Origin of the sequence: Priestia sp. BR_2, assembly GCF_041954005.1 — a bacterium.
Classification (GTDB): Bacteria; Bacillota; Bacilli; order Paenibacillales; family Paenibacillaceae; genus Paenibacillus_AQ; species Paenibacillus_AQ lautus_A.
The window spans coordinates 112,660-128,980 of the sequence record NZ_JAVFHM010000247.1; the positions used below are offsets into that span (position 1 = coordinate 112,660).

Annotated in this window: 17 protein-coding genes and 1 riboswitch; of the genes, 6 read left to right on the plus strand and 11 right to left on the minus strand. The window is 46.6% G+C overall.

Annotated features, from left to right (window positions below):
- Positions 1-12: 12 nt before the first annotated feature.
- Entirely contained in the window at positions 13-198 is a 186-nt protein-coding gene (tatA, locus tag RB298_RS19680) for a twin-arginine translocase TatA/TatE family subunit (RefSeq protein WP_015735144.1), read from the plus strand.
- Positions 195-932 (plus strand): twin-arginine translocase subunit TatC, encoded by a 738-nt coding sequence (gene tatC, locus RB298_RS19685; RefSeq protein WP_096773619.1) that lies wholly within the window; start codon positions 195-197, stop codon positions 930-932. Before tatA ends, tatC begins: the two co-directional genes overlap by 4 nt.
- A 97-nt stretch (positions 933-1,029) precedes the next feature.
- On the opposite strand, the gene RB298_RS19690 is transcribed toward tatC, so the two are convergent.
- From RB298_RS19690 to RB298_RS19710, 5 genes are all read right to left on the minus strand, one after another.
- The gene (locus tag RB298_RS19690) at positions 1,030-1,824 is read right to left on the minus strand and encodes an SDR family NAD(P)-dependent oxidoreductase (protein ID WP_192571996.1); all 795 of its coding nucleotides are present in this window, start codon (positions 1,822-1,824) and stop codon (positions 1,030-1,032) included.
- Positions 1,825-1,890: 66 nt separating this feature from the next.
- Entirely contained in the window at positions 1,891-2,922 is a 1,032-nt protein-coding gene (locus RB298_RS19695; RefSeq protein ID WP_486048153.1) for an AraC family transcriptional regulator, read from the minus strand.
- A 20-nt stretch (positions 2,923-2,942) separates the two neighbouring features.
- Positions 2,943-3,212 carry a hypothetical protein gene (locus RB298_RS19700; RefSeq protein ID WP_486048155.1) on the minus strand — a complete coding sequence of 90 codons (270 nt, stop codon included), beginning with the start codon at positions 3,210-3,212 and terminating at the stop codon, positions 2,943-2,945.
- Between the two features lie 278 nt (positions 3,213-3,490).
- A complete protein-coding gene (locus RB298_RS19705) occupies positions 3,491-4,042 on the minus strand; it encodes a GNAT family N-acetyltransferase (protein ID WP_486048156.1) in 552 nt (183 codons plus the stop codon).
- A gap of 151 nt (positions 4,043-4,193) precedes the next feature.
- Positions 4,194-4,748 (minus strand): glutathione peroxidase, encoded by a 555-nt coding sequence (locus RB298_RS19710; RefSeq protein WP_486048158.1) that lies wholly within the window; start codon positions 4,746-4,748, stop codon positions 4,194-4,196.
- Positions 4,749-4,943: 195 nt separating this feature from the next.
- On the opposite strand from RB298_RS19710, the gene RB298_RS19715 reads away from it, so the two are divergent.
- From RB298_RS19715 to RB298_RS19725, 3 genes are read left to right on the plus strand one after another with little or no spacing between them, the layout of a single operon-like run.
- A complete protein-coding gene (locus RB298_RS19715; RefSeq protein WP_486048159.1) occupies positions 4,944-6,542 on the plus strand; it encodes a spore germination protein in 1,599 nt (532 codons plus the stop codon).
- Positions 6,543-6,576: 34 nt separating this feature from the next.
- Positions 6,577-7,794 carry a Ger(x)C family spore germination protein gene (locus tag RB298_RS19720; RefSeq protein ID WP_096773613.1) on the plus strand — a complete coding sequence of 406 codons (1,218 nt, stop codon included), beginning with the start codon at positions 6,577-6,579 and terminating at the stop codon, positions 7,792-7,794.
- Positions 7,795-7,828: 34 nt separating this feature from the next.
- Positions 7,829-8,920, plus strand: coding sequence for a GerAB/ArcD/ProY family transporter (locus RB298_RS19725; RefSeq protein WP_486048161.1), 1,092 nt, complete (start codon positions 7,829-7,831; stop codon positions 8,918-8,920).
- Positions 8,921-9,309: 389 nt separating this feature from the next.
- Here the strand turns inward: RB298_RS19725 and RB298_RS19730 are convergent, their stop codons facing one another.
- The 5 genes from RB298_RS19730 to RB298_RS19750 form a co-directional block, all read right to left on the minus strand.
- On the minus strand, positions 9,310-9,924 hold the full coding sequence (locus tag RB298_RS19730) for a DUF421 domain-containing protein (protein WP_096773611.1): 615 nt from the start codon (positions 9,922-9,924) through the stop codon (positions 9,310-9,312).
- Between the two features lie 76 nt (positions 9,925-10,000).
- Positions 10,001-10,726, minus strand: coding sequence for a hypothetical protein (locus tag RB298_RS19735; protein WP_096773610.1), 726 nt, complete (start codon positions 10,724-10,726; stop codon positions 10,001-10,003).
- Positions 10,713-11,435: a fluoroquinolone export ABC transporter permease subunit gene (locus RB298_RS19740; RefSeq protein ID WP_375119753.1), complete on the minus strand. Its 723-nt coding sequence runs from the start codon at positions 11,433-11,435 to the stop codon at positions 10,713-10,715. Before RB298_RS19740 ends, RB298_RS19735 begins: the two co-directional genes overlap by 14 nt.
- Positions 11,432-12,286, minus strand: coding sequence for an ABC transporter ATP-binding protein (locus RB298_RS19745; RefSeq protein ID WP_486048164.1), 855 nt, complete (start codon positions 12,284-12,286; stop codon positions 11,432-11,434). Before RB298_RS19745 ends, RB298_RS19740 begins: the two co-directional genes overlap by 4 nt.
- The gene (locus tag RB298_RS19750; protein WP_096774548.1) at positions 12,283-12,915 is read right to left on the minus strand and encodes a TetR/AcrR family transcriptional regulator; all 633 of its coding nucleotides are present in this window, start codon (positions 12,913-12,915) and stop codon (positions 12,283-12,285) included. Before RB298_RS19750 ends, RB298_RS19745 begins: the two co-directional genes overlap by 4 nt.
- 165 nt (positions 12,916-13,080) lie before the next feature.
- Here RB298_RS19750 and RB298_RS19755 point away from each other — a divergent pair, with 165 nt between their 5' ends.
- Positions 13,081-14,325: a cation:proton antiporter gene (locus RB298_RS19755; protein WP_486048166.1), complete on the plus strand. Its 1,245-nt coding sequence runs from the start codon at positions 13,081-13,083 to the stop codon at positions 14,323-14,325.
- Positions 14,326-14,457: 132 nt separating this feature from the next.
- Here RB298_RS19755 and RB298_RS19760 read toward each other — a convergent pair whose 3' ends face one another.
- Positions 14,458-15,822, minus strand: a complete 1,365-nt coding sequence (locus tag RB298_RS19760) for a TrkH family potassium uptake protein (RefSeq protein ID WP_375119751.1) — start codon at positions 15,820-15,822, stop codon at positions 14,458-14,460.
- Between the two features lie 174 nt (positions 15,823-15,996).
- Positions 15,997-16,146: riboswitch (cyclic di-AMP (ydaO/yuaA leader) on the plus strand.
- Positions 16,147-16,321 lie beyond the last annotated feature (175 nt).

The window sequence follows — 16,321 nt, forward strand, 5'->3', positions numbered from 1 at the left end:
GGAGTTGAGCATATGCCACTAGGAAACATCGGCGTGACAGGATTGATTCTCATCTTGTTGATCGCCTTGATTATCTTCGGCCCTTCGAAGCTGCCTGAACTAGGACGGGCCTTCGGCCGAACGCTCAGCGAATTCAAGAACTCCACGCGGGAACTGGTTTCAGCGGAAGATATCCAAGACGGAGATAAATTGAAATGACCGAGCAGGGACAGGAGCAGGAGCTGCATCTATTAGAGCACTTAACGGAGCTCCGCAAGCGGATCCTCATCACATTGGGCACCTTCTTGGTGGCCCTTTGTGCCGCTTTTCTATATGTAGAGCCGCTGTATGAAATGCTGACTCGCGACGTTGAAGGGCAGCTCCAAGTGCTGGGACCGACGGATGTGATATGGGTATACTTCATGATCGCCGGCGTGATCGCCCTTGCGGTGACGATGCCGGTAGCCGGCTTTCAAGTATGGCGATTTGTCGTCCCCGGTCTGAGCACCGTGGAACGCCGGGCTTCTTTGGCGTATATCCCCGCAATCGGGGGGCTCTTCCTCGCAGGTCTGGCCTTTGGCTACTTTATCGTATACCCTATGGTCCTGTCCTTCCTGGATTCGCTCTCGAATCATTTCATTACGGCTTATACCGCCGAAAAATACTTCCGCTTCATGATCAATATGACCGTACCGTTCGGCGTTCTGTTCGAAATGCCGGTTGTCATCATGTTCTTAACGTCGATCGGCATTCTGAATCCGCTGCGCTTATCGAAAATGCGGAAAATTGCCTATTTGCTGCTGACGGTTGCAGCCGTCACCATAACGCCGCCGGATTTTGTGTCGGATATTCTCGTCATCGTGCCGCTGTTCCTCTTATATGAGATCAGCATCGGTCTGTCTCGCATGGTGTACCACAAAAGGCTGAACAAGCTGGAGCTCATAAGCGAGTAACACCTTTGTTATTGCAAAACAACAAAAAAGCTTGGAGATCTCCTATTGGGATCCCAAGCTTTTGTCGTTTGAAGCCAACATTGTTATTTCATGAACGTTAGAAAATGGTCGGAACCATTCCCCCATCCATACGAATAGGAGAGCCTCTAAACGCGGAAGCATAAGGACTGCATAAAAATGTTGCCAATCTGCCAATCTCAATAGGCCTAATGAATCGTTGAATTTCAGATTGTGGCAGGTTTGCGGCCATGAATGCCTTCTCTTTTTCCGAAAAGGTCATATCTTCATTCGCGTATATACCCTCGATAATATGCTGCACGTTCTCGGAGAGAGTCGGTCCCGGCATGATCGTATTGATGGTAACTTCGGTTCCTCTCGTTAATTTGGACAAGCTTTTGGCCAAGGATAACAGCATGGATTTTGTCATGCAATACTGCGGCATTTGTCCGGAAGGCATCACGGCTTCTTCGCTCGCCATAAAGATAATGCGGCCAAAATCATTCTTCAGCATGCCAGGCAAATAAAATTTGGTTAATCCGTTTGCAGCAAGCACGTTGGTACGGAAGTACGTCTCCCATACTTCATCGTCAACGTCCTCGTACGACATGATTTCGTATATCCCCATATTGTTAACCAGAATATCAACATGAGGGTATTTTTCGAATAGAGCCTCCCGTTGACCGATATCCACCAAATCGGCGGTTGCCTTTTGCGGAGAGGTATTCGGAAATTTCGATTTTATTTCTTGTACGGTTCGTTCAACCTCTTCATCATTTCGTCCGTTAATGAGAACATGGGCTCCCTCTCTGGCAAGTTCCATGGCAATCGCTTTGCCTATCCCTTTCGTAGAGCCTGTAACCAACGCTGTTTTATTGTTTAATTCCATATCCATAATATAAACATTTCTCCTTTGCAATCTGGATCATGATTATATTACCTTGAATGGATAGACGGGTAACTAGCCTATGGCGCCAAAGTTCTTGCTTCTCGCGCCATTTGCAGCGCGCCAATTCGAAGGGGTATCGCCTTCCCACATGCGGAACGCGCGGTAGAATGAGTTCTGGTCTGCATAACCAATCAAAAACGCCACTTCTTTAATATCGATAGAAGGGTCTGCCAAGTACTCGATCGCCTGCTCATGTCTGGCTTGTGTCAACAGCTGCTTGTAGCTCGTGTTTTCATCTGTCAGCTTGCGCTGCAGGGTACGGTCGCTCATCCCCATTTCTTTCGCGACAACGTGAATGTCGTGGCGCCCTCCCATGAGGCAGCGTTTCAAGATCCATTTGACCATATCGGAAACGGAACGGCTGTTTCGCCGTTCATCAAGCGATCGGTCCAGGGCGGGAGTCAGGATCTCCAGCAGCTCTTCATTGTAAGAAATAAAGGGACGGTCCAGATCTTGTCGAAGCAGCGAGAGCCGATTGCGTGCTGCGCCAAACCGGATTCGGCAGCCAAAATAAGCTTCAAGAGTCTCTACATCGCCCATAGGCTCGGAAAATTCCACGAGTCTTGCCCTCAACGGTTGACCTGTCCCCCGGCGTCCGAGCTCAAGCAGATATGCCAGCGTGATTCCGACCAGCATCGGCGGACCGGTCTGCAGGCTGTTCCCCCACTCCAGATCAATCGTGCAGAGCTCGCCCTCCTCGGTGATACGCAAACCTTCAGGCGGGCAAAGCTGCTTGTACCGGGACATTCGATATAAAGCCTCGCGATAGTCACGAGCGTGGTAAGTCGCTAAGACGGTAGGCGGGTACTTCGCCGTTTCAAAGACGGTTGCAAGCTCGACGATGCCTTTGGCCAGATCACCCACGAGATCGGAATACGCCTGCCAAATCGCGAAGTATTGGGCGGTGGTGACTTCCGCTCCAGTGATGATCGCAAGCGGCAAGCGCGCTTTGCGGGCCACGTCCTCAGCGGCAATCCCCAATTGTCTTAATCCTGTCCAAAATCCCGGAGGGAGTTTAATCCGGGCGGACACATGAGACTTCATATCTATAGAACTACTATTCATCATCGGATACACAAGTCACATTGCTGGACTGTCTTTAACCACTCCCTGGCCAACAACTGGTGTCCCGCTGCCGTAGGATGAACACCGTCCCATAACCAGTATTCCGCCGTAACGTTTTGGGCTGCTTGGTTGAATACTTCCTGCAAAGGAACAAAAAGCGTGTGATATTCCTCTGCCAGCTGCCGAACGATTGAACCGTGGTTTCTTCCCCAATTGCCGTCGGTTATCGAATCACCTTGAAATAATATGGTTTTTCTCTGATTCTCCATAGTCGCTATCTCCAATCTTAAATAATGAGATTGTTTAGCTATTGTACCTAAATTCCCTCTACCTTGACCAGTGTATCGGAGGCTGGTTCCTAGATTTAACAACTGAGGTTGAATTGTTATACATTATTGTTAGTTGTTTGAATAACTCACTAAAGAGAGCCCCAAGAGGTTTCGCTTCTCGACATCTGATTAAAAGAAACTCCAATTATAATAGCAAATAAAGAAGTCGCCGATTCTGGCGACTTCTTACGTAATATGATATAAGGATACAGGAATGGCTATGGCAGCTGCCGATATTCTTCCTCCAGAATCGACATTACAATCATATCATGGAATGTTCCGTCCCAATATAGCGAGTCTCGCAGGGTACCTTCCCGTTTGAAACCAAGCTTCTCGTAGACATGGATGGCCCGGGGATTAAACGCATATACGCCTAACTCGATACGGTGCAAACTTAAACTTTCGAAACCATAACGCAGCATAAGCTTCAAGGCCTCCGTGCCGTATCCTTTATTGCTGTGCCGACCGGAGATCGATATGCGGATATTGCCGCTGCGATTGTTGAGGTCGATTTCGTTCAGGACCACTTCTCCGATTAGTTCGTCCGATTCCTTCTCCGCAATCATCATATCCAGGCGATCCTCATGGGCGTATCCGATGTTATGAATCCAAGCCGCAATCGAATCCTTGGTGAACGTCTGCTGTGTTCCCGTTAATCGGTTAGACTCCGCATCCTGCAATAATTCGAAGTATACATCAAATTCATCTTCCCTTACGGGACGGAGCACAATGCGGTCCCCTTCGATCCGTGTTTCAAGCCTTTTTTTCATTACCCCACGCCTCCAAGTTTTTTTCCACTTATTCGAGAGATCCAAGCTAACTATAAAGTACCATGGATTCGCCGATCTGTGCAGACGATAAAACACTTATAGTTAAACTAACCTGCCTCGCAAATTCACAAAAGCGATGAGATCGGACGAGTTAACGGTTTCCGAGAAGTGAGACGATAGCCGGTTCGATCTCGAGCGGTTCGGTTACAGTTTCATACCGACCGGCAACGTTACCGTTACGATCGATCAGGAATTTAGTGAAATTCCACTTTATTCCGTCACCAGCGTATATGTCCGGATGTTTATCCAGCAGGAAATTCTTCATCCATTGCCCGTTTGGAGTTTGAGTTTCAATGCCTTCGAATGGTGCCCGATGTGTAAGATAAGAGAATATCGGATGGGCTGCCGGACCGCGAACCTCGACTTTTTCAAACAAAGAAAAGGTCAATCCTAAGCGGTCCTCGTAACATTCATGAACTTCAGCATGGCTCCCAGGCTCTTTTTCATTGAATTGGTTGCAAGGAAAACCAAGTATTTCAAATCCCTGTTCTCGGTAACGATTATAAAGCAGCTCAAGATCGGCAAATTGACGGGAGTATGCGCACCTGCTGGCAGTATTAACAATTAGAAGAACCTTGCCCTTAAACCTGGATAATTCTACAGGATGGCCATGGATAGCATTGGCTTGAAATTGATAAATGGACATCGAGTCACGCTCCTCCTTCTTTTTATGTAAAGAATCATAAAATCAAATCAGCTATTGGTCCAATATATAAATGAAATAAAACTTATAGCTAATTCCAATAGATGCTAACAGCCGATGTCCTTACGCCCAAAGAATATTAAACCCAGATTTAGGGAACTTTAGATCGTATGAATCTTGTCAAAGTGAGCTGATCCCGTGGCCTTTTTTAAACGAACAAAGCAACCCCCATCGAATACGGCCCTGCTTCATCATAATGGGCAAACGAAGCAAACCGCCGAAGCCTCTCGTCTATCCGACCGCTTGGATCAGAATTTACATAGAATCCGGGAACAAACCGGCCATAGCCGGGATATCATCATTCGCACCCTAAGTCATATGCTTGGAAGCGATCATACCCTAGCCGTTATTTATATCGATGGATTGGTTGATACGCTCACCATCAATCACTCGATCATGCAATCCTTAGCCTCAAAGGATTACGACGAAGAGCTGCATACCTCTGACCCTGCAGAAATCTTGTCCATTATCAAAAACCGGTTCTTATCCATTGGCAGCATCAGCGATTTGGAGCATATGGAGCCATTGATCTCCGCCATCCTTGAAGGCAATACTGTCATTCTCATCGACGGATCCTCTCATGGCGTTATCGCCAGCTCTATTGGAGGAGAAGAACGCGGAGTAGAAGAGCCTCAATCCCAGACCGTCGTTCGGGGCCCGAAGGAAGGTTTCACCGAAAATATCCGCACGAATACCGCCTTGATCCGTCGGAAGATTAAAAGCCCGAACCTCTGGATCGTGGATCGTAAGATTGGCCGCGTCACCCAAACGGATGTTGCCGTTATGTATTTGAATGGCATCGCCAATGATAAGATCGTACAAGAAATATTGAATCGTTTAGACCGGATCGATACCGACAGCATCCTGGAAAGCGGGTATATCGAAGAGTTTATACAAGATACAACGTTCACCCCCTTTCCTACCATCACCAATACGGAGCGCCCCGATGCTATCGCAGGTGCGATCCTGGAAGGGAAAATCGCCATTTTGGTTGACGGGACACCGTTTGCGCTGATTGCTCCCATCACTATTTTCAAATTGTTTCAATCGAGCGAAGACTACTACCAAAAGTTCGATATCGCCACTTTTTTGCGCCTGTTGCGCATCATTTCCTTTGTGGTGTCGATGCTTCTTCCTTCGCTTTATATTGCCATCTCCACATTCCATCAAGAAATGCTGCCAACGACCCTGCTAATCAGCCTTGCAGCACAGCGGGAAGGCATCCCTTTTCCCGCCGTTGTCGAGGCCTTGGCGATGGAAATTACGTTCGAAGTATTAAGGGAAGCCGGTGTGCGCATGCCCAGGGCGATGGGTTCTGCGATATCCATCGTAGGCGCATTAGTACTGGGTCAAGCCGCTGTACAGGCAGGTTTAGTGTCAGCTGCCATGGTGATCATCGTTGCATTTACCGCCATCGCGAGCTTTGTTGCGCCTTCCGTGAGCATAGCCAACTCCGCCAGACTGCTCCGATTCGGTTTTATGATATTGGCGGCAACTTTAGGGCTCTTTGGGATTATGGCAGGATTACTCGCCATGCTGATCCACCTAGCCGGCTTGCGATCATTCGGTTTGCCGTATCTTACGCCGTTCGCTCCATTTATCCCGTTAGACCAAAAAGACGTGCTGGTGCGAGTTCCATGGTGGGCCATGGTGACAAGACCCACCTTAATCAATCGTAAAAACGCGAAACGGCAAAAAATGAACCAGCGCCCATCGCCTTCCGATGGTAACAAATAGTATACAAACGGTATAAGTCGGAGGTGAAGAACAGATGAACCGGAAGCTTAAACTCCTGATTCTCATGATGACCGCCTCGTTGCTTCTCAACGGTTGCTGGGACAGTAAAGAGTTAAACTCGCTTAGCATTGTCTCGGCGACGTCCATAGACCGCAGCGAAGACGAATGGATCATCTCCTTCCAAGTCGTCATTCCGCAGTCCATCGCCACCCAGACCGGTGGTGGATCCGGGGGAAGTCAATCACCGATCACCATCTTCTCCACCAGGGGCAAGACCATTCGCGAAGCCATGCAGAACGCGAATTTAGAAGCGCCGCGCGCGTTGTTTTTCGCCCATAACTCCATATTGATTATTAATGAACAAGTCGTTCGGAACACAGGCGTACAACAAATCCTTGATTTTTTCCTCCGCCCCATGGAAAGCCGGGAAACCATGTCGGTTCTACTGACCAAGGACAAAGCCTCCAATCTGTTGGAAGTGCTTATTCCGTTGGAGAAAATATCGGGCAATGCGATTCAACGGGTCATTACGCAAGGGCAAGAAAATCTGTCCCAGGTGAAAAATATTAAATTGATCGATTTTGCATCCATGGTCGCCAATCCGTACCAAAGCGCCATGGCACCCGAGTTGAGAGTGTCCGGCAATCAAGAGGAGCAATCCACCTTGGATGCCTTAAAGTCGACCCGCAATCAAGCGGTACTCAAACTTGGGGATTTAGGCGTATTTCGGGGAGACAGACTGGTCGGATGGATGAAGCGAAGAGAAAGCAGAGGCGTCGCTTGGCTTTCGAACAGCGTCAAAAACCTGATCATTGTTACCCCGTGCAGCGATCAAGACGCAACCCGGTTATCGAGTTACCGCGTCACCCATTCCTCGACTCGGGTAGATCCCAGATTGGTCAACGGTTCAGTCAACATGATGGTCCATATTCAAACCAAGGGGGCTCTTGATGAAACCAGCTGTACGATGGATTTGACGAAACCGGAAGTCATTTCGAAACTCGAGGAAGCGATAGCCGAGCAGATCAAGGAAGAAGTCTTGGCTACGTGGAAAAGGATGAAGGATTTGAATGTGGATGTGGTTGGTTTTTTGGATATGATTCACAGAAGATATCCGGCGGCCAGCAAACGCCTTTCAAAGTTGGAGCATCCGCTTCAGGAGCTGGAACTCGACCTGAATCTTGAAGTCAACGTGGAGCACACGAATATGATCAATAAACCCTTCTCGAATCTAATTGAACCCAATAAATAGACCGCAATCGATACCTATAACAAGGAGGTCCCCAATGGAGAAGATCGGTAAATACCAAATCATAGCCATGACCATCTTGTTTATGATCGGCAGCACCCCATTGTATGAGCTGGGGATTGAAGCTAAACAAGATGCTTGGCTGGTCGTGCTGGTTGCCATGCTCGCGGGATTGCTGCTGTTGTGCGTCTACCTCTATATCCAGAACAAAAATTCGGAGCATGCACTTCCCCAAATTCTAAATCGGCATTTGGGGAAATATTTGGGCTCCCTTATTACTGCATCCTATATCGTTTATTTTGCGTATGAATCCATGCGAAATACCCGCGAATTCGCGGACATCATCAATATCTCCTTTCTCCCCAGCACACCGCTGTTCATCCTGATTCTCTTGATGGTCTTGCTGTCCGGTTATGCCGTTTGGAAAGGCATTGAGGTATTCTTTCGCGTCACGGAATTTCTGCTTCCTTTTACGATGATCGGATATATCTTGATCGTTCTTATGTTCATCGGTTCGAATATCATTCACCTTGACCGCCTTATACCCATGCTTGAAAACGGAATCCGGCCGGTGCTGCAAGCAGCTTTGCCGGAGGTGATCAGTTTTCCGTTCGGTCAAATTGTGGTCTTTCTCATGTTTTGGAATCATTTCGATGATAAGAAAACGCTGTCCAAGACATCCTTGTCTTCCTACATATTCGTGGGCATCTTTTTAATGATATTCAACATATTAAACCTTGCGATATTGGATCCCTCCATAACGAGCATATCGACTTTTCCGCTGCTCCGGTCGGTTCGACTCATCGAAATCGCCGATTTTCTGGAGCGTTTGGACCCGTTGATCATCTTGCTGATCTATATCGGCATTTTCGTAAAAATGACCGCATTCTACCTCGGTGCCGTACTCGGTCTCTCCAGTCTGGTCAAAATCAGCCATAAAAAAACCACCGTGATCGTGGGTGCTATCATCTTTACCATATCGTTCGTTTCCCCGAACTTTATTTATCATATCTGGATCGGGTTCGCTCAAAATTTGAAATACCACTTTCCCATCTTTCAGATCGGACTGCCATTGCTACTTGCTTTGATTATATTAATCAAAGGAGGTCGTTCATCCAAATCCGGCTGATCGGAGGCTCTTAGAATTGCCAGTTAGAGCTTTGAAGCGGTCATCCACACAGTCGACAAACATAAATTTTTCCGGAAGTGGAGTAGTGGCAACACCTAACACATACATTCGTTTGCCCTGAAAGACTGATCAACCGTGAACGGTGATATGGCCAGCCGCTTAGATTTTTCTCGTATAACCAGCGATTTCTCTGAAGAAGAACGAAAGAATGGGATTCGTTATATTTCCTGACGGTGCGATGAAGCGGATATGGATGCATGCAAAACTGGGATATTCTAGCACGATCATCGGATGAATGAGCCTTGATTTTGTGCTTTTTGACAACAGCTTTAGTAATAAAAAAGACCGGCTTCAGCGCCAGTCTCAAACAAATTTATTAAGATCCAATTTTATTGCAGCTGCTTATCTTGAACATGCTTTTCTCCCATTTTGATCTCATCGAAAAAATTTGTATCCGAGGTAGGATGAATTGCGCCATGAACTTCATCTTGGATTCCTGGTTCTTTAAAATATTGGGATAACAATTGCTCAAGTTGAGTAATAGTAACAGGCTTGGCGTGATTTTGAAGTTCGTATCCAAGTTGACCGTTGGGTTCGATCGTTGCGGTCTTAACATCGCTAAGTTTTGATATTCCTTGTTGTCTCAGTTTCATTTCAAGCGCGTCAACCGTTAATCTTAATTTTTTCATGTTTTGCAATTCAAATTGGCCGTTCTCGATCACAATTATAGCAGGTCCTTTAATCCATTTTTCAAGTGTATTCCAGCGCACCTGCATGAATTCAACAAGGATCAATACGATTATGAAAACAACGGCTGCTATCATGGTAATGAGTATATTTTCATCTGCAATGGGCTGTACAATAATGGTACCAATCGATATCATCGCTATTGTCGTTGGAACTGTCATTTGAGATATTGATTTACGACCAGATACTCGAAGCACCAACATGCCAAACATGATTAATACAAGGGACTTCCAAACCTCGGACCAAACCTCACTCATACGCTTAACTCCTTATTTGTAATTGCTTGTGTATCCCTTACCCTTTACTATATTTCCAAACATTATTCATATTCAATTATGATTTCCGGTTAACGAAGACAGTTGCCATAAGGTATAAATAGATGAAATGCAAAAGCAAGCCAACCAATAAGAAAACCAATACCAAGAAAGGCTCATTGTTCGTCATCAAAAGGGGAGTCTTAGCCGGCCAATACGTTGGCAGCCACCCACCTAGCACTTGCCAACCCCCTGGCACGAAAGTGGCCACTACAGGTCCTGCTATGAACAGCCCTCCTATTTTAGAAAAGGCTAACCCTTCCACCTTATTCGCTGAGAAAGCGACAAGAATCAACGAAAACAATGGCGCTTCCAGTGCCAGCAGAAGTATAACAAATAAACTGTCTACACCAATCTCTGACAAGTTGGAAAGAGACAAGTATGCGATAGACAAAACGGTACACAGCAGAAAAGGAAGCGCTAATCTATAAAGCAAGTAGCCTTTATTCGATAAAGGGGTCACCGCATAATAAGCAATCATATTCTCGTCGCGTTCGTCAAGCATCAGCAGACCCGTAAGCATTCCTGTTAACATAGGAATGGTAGTGACCAATAACGATGCAGTGAAGCCGCGGTAAGGTTCCAGTTGAAACGAATAGTTAACATCCAACCAATTATCAGCGACGGGATATCCCCATCTCGATAGTAAGAGAAGCATCAACGGGCCGATCAGGACTGCCATAAGAACGGGATCCTTCCACGCAAGACGTAGGTCCTTTAACATAAGGAATTTATATTTGTACATTCTTGGCTCCTCCCTCTCCAATCCGCATCAGCACATGTCGACTGTAGGAATGGTGTGCCCAGAGGTACACCGCAACGTTCCATATCAATAGGATAGTAACAGAATATAGAACGCTTCCCATGGATAGGCCGCCACTAGGAGATACAAGTAACCGGAGTGTTCCTTCGGTCGGAAGGGCGAAAAACAGGCCAGCCTCCCACAATTGAAGGAAACCGAGCAATGGAAGGACGAATGGCAGCCCATAAGCTTGCACCATCAGTATAAACCCGTTAATCGTCCGCTGGCGTGCCGCCACCCCAATCGACAGCAAGGTCATGAAGGATGATGTTAAGACAATGCCGGCAGAAAAAGCAAGCGGATATTTCGGAAGACTGCCGGTCGCCATATGAATCACCCAGCCTGCCGCAAGGGATAACACCGACAAAGAGGCCGCCTTCGCCAGCAGATAATCCCGAATGTGCACCGGCGATACAAACAACGGGTCGTGGACGCCTTGGTCTCTCTCCAGCAGAACCATACCGCCAGCCATGATAAGCCCCAGTGCGGCCGGATCGCTGAAGGTCAGCACAATCGCTGTTGTCTCCTGGTAAGCTTCGGGTACGAAACGAAGCAGAATCCAATAACAGGTACAGACGAATGCATAAACCCAATAGAAACCGTGACGCCACTGAAAACGCAGATCAAAGACAAAAAGGGATAAGCCCTTCATACAAGTTGCCTCCCCGTCACCTCAATAAAAATTTGTTCAAGCGATGCTTCTTGAGAATGTATGGTCTCAGGGCGAAAATCCTGTATAAGCCTAAGAAATTGGCCGTTCTCACCGATGCCATCGAGACAAAATACGGCATCCACTAACTCTACGCCCTTGCGGTATTCGACTCGCACCGTCCTTCTTCCCTTCCGGAGTTTCAATTCCTTTGGCGAATCGACCAGCTTAATTTCGCCGTCGGCGATGAAGGCTACCCGATCACAAAGCTCTTCGGCCGCTTGCATATTATGCGTTGTGATTAGAATTGTCTTGCCGGCAGCCTTTTTGGCAAGAATCAACTCCTTCATTCGTTGGGCATTCATCGGGTCTAATCCGGACGTAGGTTCATCCAGAAATAATATATCCGGGTCATGCTGTAACGCCCGACAGAAATTCAGCCTCATCTTCATGCCCTTGGAAAGCTGGGAAACCTTCATATTCGCGGCTTCCTTCAGACCGACTTGTTCCAGCAGCCTCATTGGATCCTCTGTCTCCCCCTGATAAAGGGAACGAAAGAGTTTTAGATTATCAAGAACTGAAAATTTACTGTAGAAGTTCGGGAATTCAAAAGCCACTCCGATTCGCTCGTAATATTCGGGACCCGTATCCCTGATCTCGTTCCCCAGGACTTTAATACTTCCCTGGTATCCTTTCAAAGCACCGATCAGCAGTTTTTGCGTCGTGCTTTTCCCAGCGCCGGAGGGGCCGAGAAATCCAAAGATTTCTCCAGGCGAAACGACAAAATCAAGCCCCTTCAGGATCGGCTTTTTATGATTGGGATACGTATAATGAAGCCCTTTTACTTCGATCACGACGCCCCCTCCCCCTTCACCGCTTTAGACACTGCAAGCATGCCCGCAGATAATAACTCGACCAACAATTCGATGGTTGATGAAAATTGCTCTTCTCCAATCTCTTTTTTGTGCAGCGTAAGTAGTGCCAAGGATCTGATCATTCCCACGATGGATTCGGGTGCCGTGCCAGATAAAATGCCGGCCTTCTGCCAAGCTGTGATCACAGGCAATAGCGCGTCTTGGTCCTCCATAAAGTTACGCTCGAGCAAGTCTTTCGGCAATTTTCTAAACAATAGCTCCATCTCCCCACGATCCATCATCTGCCGAAGCAGCGGGCTCTCATCCATCATCCCCAATGAATACAAGAGAAACCGTTTAATGCTATCCTTGCTGCTTACCTCTTCAGGAGGGAATAAATCCAGGACGGCATTGCGGATTCGCTGCTCCTCCTCCAGGATCAGTTCATAATATATTTCCTCCTTCGATCCAAAAAACATGTAAAACGAGCCTTGAGCAATGCCGGCAGCTTTCGTTAAATCTTCAACGCTTGTTTTGCGGAGGCCCGACGTTTCAAAATGGTGGCGTCCCTCCGTCAGCAGTTTTTGACGAATCCATTCACGCTCTTCATCCGAGAATTTTTTGGGCATGTGGCATTTCACAACCTTATCCATGTGATTTATGACTCTGTGAATTTTTTTATTTTATATTCATAAAAATACTCCCTCAAAGTCCCGTATGTCAACATATTTGGTGTTATGGGGTCTTTAGGTTACAATAAATGGAGATTTTATCCTTTGGCGAGGGGTGCCGGTATGCATCATTTTAATGAGGTTTTCGTTCAACTGCTGATTTTGCTTGGGATATCGATGGGTGTTATTGCGATAGCCAAAAAAATGAATCAACCTTACTCGATTGCACTTGTTATTGTAGGCCTGCTGCTTGGCCTGGTCCATATACCGGTGTTGGATGAGGCCGAATCGTTCATAACCCAATCGAATGTGTTTCAAGCGACCATTATCTCCTTATTTCTGCCTATCCTTCTTGGAGACGCCACGTTAAAGCTTCCGTTCTCGCAGCTTCGTAAACAAGGAAAGCCGGTGATTGCCCTCGCTTTTGGCGGAACCTTGCTCTCTTTCCTTCTTATTGCTCTTGCCATGTATGGTTTTATGGGATTGCCTCTGATTGTTGCATTTACTTTTGCTGCTTTGATGAGCGCCACGGATCCGATCAGTGTCATCTCCATCTTCAAATCTTTAGGGGTACCGAAGAAAATTGTGACGATCATCGAGGGCGAGTCGCTGTTTAATGACGGAATTGCCGTTGTGTTATTTCAAATTTCCTCTGTTTATTTGCTCACGTATATGGAAATGGGTTGGGCGGGAATAGGAAGTGGTGTATTGCTCATTTTAAAATTTAGTATTGGCGGAATTGCGGTTGGAGGCCTGTTAGGGTACCTGTTCTCGCAGCTCATTCGCTTCTATGATGACTATCCGCTGGAAATAGCCTTCTCTATGCTCCTGTTTTTCGGAAGTTTCTTTATCGCCGAGCATTTCCACGTATCCGGCGTAATTGCCGTTGTCGTGGGCGGCTTGATTTTTGGCAGTTACGGAGCGCGCATCGGGATGTCGGATACAACCAAAATGAACATTAATTCGTTCTGGGACGTCATCACGTTAATCGCGAATTCGTTGATTTTCTTAATGATCGGCCTAGAAATCAAGCATATTAACTTCGCGGAGAAATGGGCGTTAATCGGGACAGCCATTCTCATCGTTCTAATCGGAAGAACATTGGCCGTTTACGTAAGCCTGTACTTCCTGAAATCCTTCCCTTCTTCATGGAAGGTGGTTTTGAATTGGGGAGGGTTAAAGGGCAGCTTGTCGATCGCACTCGCCTTGAGCTTGCCCACAACCTTTGACGGCCGTGACGATATACTCGTACTCACCTTCAGCGTCGTTCTTTTCTCGCTTCTCGTTCAAGGGTTAACCATCAAACTTATGGTTAAGAAGTTTGGATTAGCCAGCCCAGGGAAGGAAACGGACGGGGCGGATAGGTAAGAAACCTCAGTGAAAGCATAACAGAACATAGAACGCGTAAGGTTCAGTTCCGGAGTACTAATTAGACTACTCCAGCTGAACCTTATTTTTCGTATTGACGGTATCGATCCCCTACGTTTATGTACGTTCTTCTTAGCCAATAAGCACTTTCTCTTCAGGCAACCGATATTTTTGTTTGACGACTCTTTGTGACAGCGCAAAGGCCAGAGTTAAGGGGCCGAGTCTGCCGATATACATGGTCAAAATGATGACTCCTTTTCCAAACGGAGACAGCTCGGGCGTCAATCCCATTGATAGACCCACTGTGCCGAATGCAGAGGTCACTTCGAACAGAACCTCCATAAAATCCTTTTGCAAGCTATGTTCGCTTATGGTCAGCAAGAAAGTAGCGCCAATCACAACGCTCACCGAAATCACCATGACTGCTATAGATCGGAGGATAATGGATTGGGGGATGCGTCGGTTCAATAACTGCACGTCCTCCTTCCCCTTAATGATACTAATCAAGGTGAATAAAAGCACGGCAAATGTATTGGTTTTGATCCCGCCTCCCGTAGATCCGGAGGAGGCACCGATAAACATAAGGAAAATCATGAAAAATTGAGAAGTTGTCATCATCGCAGATATATCAATGGTATTAAACCCGGCCGTACGAGTTACCACGCCTTGAAAATACCCCGCCCATATCCGCTCTCCCCAGGTCAAAGGGCCGAATGTACGGGAATTGAACAACTCAATAATGAAAATAACGATAAACCCGGCTAAACATAGAAATGCTGAAGTCGACAAAACGATTCTGGAATGAAGGGACAGCTTGTTCCATCTTCTATGCTTCCATACGTCCAACACTACAGTAAATCCAAGGCCGCCAATGATAAAAAGCAAGGTGATAACGAGGTTGACTAGCGGGTCACCCACATACCGGCTCAAACTGTCCGACCAGAGGCCGAAGCCGGCGTTATTAAACGAAGAGACGGAGTGGAACATCCCGTAATAAATAGCTTGGCCTAAGCCCAGTTCCGCTTCCCACCGAACGATTAACAAGGCTGCACCTATGAACTCGATAATAAGCGCAATCAGAAAAATGCCTAGAGAAAGCCTCACTACGCCTTGCGTTGATAATGCATTAGTAGATTCTTGGAGGAGCAGTCGATTTTTCAGTCCAATTTTCTTACCGAGTACAACGGCGATCAAAACTCCGAACGTCATGAAACCAAGACCGCCGACCTGAATCAGGCACATGATAATAATTTGACCAAAAATGGAGAAGTCCGCTCCTGTATCCACTACGGCCAATCCGGTTACGCACACTGCAGATGTCGAGGTGAACAAAGCGTTTATCCAACCTATACTTTCACCTGATGACGAAGATAAAGGCAACGCCAACAAGATTGCGCCGATTACAATCGGTACGGCGAAACCAAGAAGGATCAGGCGTGATGATGATAGCTTGAACTGTTTTAATGACTTTAACTGCTCGGATTTACCATTAGCCATCCTATATGCCCCTTTCAATAATGACAGACCATGAAACCCCGTAGACTTCACTGCGTAGTATATACCATAGCAAAGCATTAGTTCTACTGAATTTCAATGATATGATATGGTTTACTCCGTCGCTAACTGTTTACTTTTAGCATGTTTTAGCATAATATGAATTACGATCAATTTTATACGCATTCGCTTAGTCCTCTATGAGGAACGGGGGAACCAACAAAGCTGCTAAAGCTTTAGGGGTGAATTCTTTCTGATGAAGAAAGAACGGGGACTCTCAATCCCGAATCCGACAGCTAACCTCGTTTGCGTCTTGGGAGAGAACACTCTTCTACTTTGACTTGTCCATGATCCGTACAGCCAAGGCCTGGAAGCAGACATATCTCTGCTTCCAGGCCTTTTTTAGTTTAAGCTGCTGTGGTGTGTAACGTCTTCTGAAAAATTAAGAAGGGATTGATTACTAATGCTGAATAACGAAAGAATACTAGTATGTGTATATTAC

What these genes read in the sequence shown, in the direction of transcription:
- RB298_RS19710 (WP_486048158.1), bottom strand. Translation starts at nt 4,748, where the DNA reads ATGTCCATTTATCAATTTCAAGCCAATGCTATCCATGGCCATCCTGTA.
- RB298_RS19740 (WP_375119753.1), bottom strand. Translation starts at nt 11,435, where the DNA reads ATGAAGGGCTTATCCCTTTTTGTCTTTGATCTGCGTTTTCAGTGGCGT.
- RB298_RS19750 (WP_096774548.1), bottom strand. Translation starts at nt 12,915, where the DNA reads ATGCCCAAAAAATTCTCGGATGAAGAGCGTGAATGGATTCGTCAAAAA.
- RB298_RS19705 (WP_486048156.1), bottom strand. Translation starts at nt 4,042, where the DNA reads ATGAAAAAAAGGCTTGAAACACGGATCGAAGGGGACCGCATTGTGCTC.
- RB298_RS19700 (WP_486048155.1), bottom strand. Translation starts at nt 3,212, where the DNA reads ATGGAGAATCAGAGAAAAACCATATTATTTCAAGGTGATTCGATAACC.
- RB298_RS19690 (WP_192571996.1), bottom strand. Translation starts at nt 1,824, where the DNA reads ATGGATATGGAATTAAACAATAAAACAGCGTTGGTTACAGGCTCTACG.
- RB298_RS19755 (WP_486048166.1), top strand. Translation starts at nt 13,081, where the DNA reads ATGCATCATTTTAATGAGGTTTTCGTTCAACTGCTGATTTTGCTTGGG.
- tatA (WP_015735144.1), top strand. Translation starts at nt 13, where the DNA reads ATGCCACTAGGAAACATCGGCGTGACAGGATTGATTCTCATCTTGTTG.
- tatC (WP_096773619.1), top strand. Translation starts at nt 195, where the DNA reads ATGACCGAGCAGGGACAGGAGCAGGAGCTGCATCTATTAGAGCACTTA.
- RB298_RS19725 (WP_486048161.1), top strand. Translation starts at nt 7,829, where the DNA reads ATGGAGAAGATCGGTAAATACCAAATCATAGCCATGACCATCTTGTTT.
- RB298_RS19735 (WP_096773610.1), bottom strand. Translation starts at nt 10,726, where the DNA reads ATGTACAAATATAAATTCCTTATGTTAAAGGACCTACGTCTTGCGTGG.
- RB298_RS19730 (WP_096773611.1), bottom strand. Translation starts at nt 9,924, where the DNA reads ATGAGTGAGGTTTGGTCCGAGGTTTGGAAGTCCCTTGTATTAATCATG.
- RB298_RS19695 (WP_486048153.1), bottom strand. Translation starts at nt 2,922, where the DNA reads ATGAAGTCTCATGTGTCCGCCCGGATTAAACTCCCTCCGGGATTTTGG.
- RB298_RS19760 (WP_375119751.1), bottom strand. Translation starts at nt 15,822, where the DNA reads ATGGCTAATGGTAAATCCGAGCAGTTAAAGTCATTAAAACAGTTCAAG.
- RB298_RS19720 (WP_096773613.1), top strand. Translation starts at nt 6,577, where the DNA reads ATGAACCGGAAGCTTAAACTCCTGATTCTCATGATGACCGCCTCGTTG.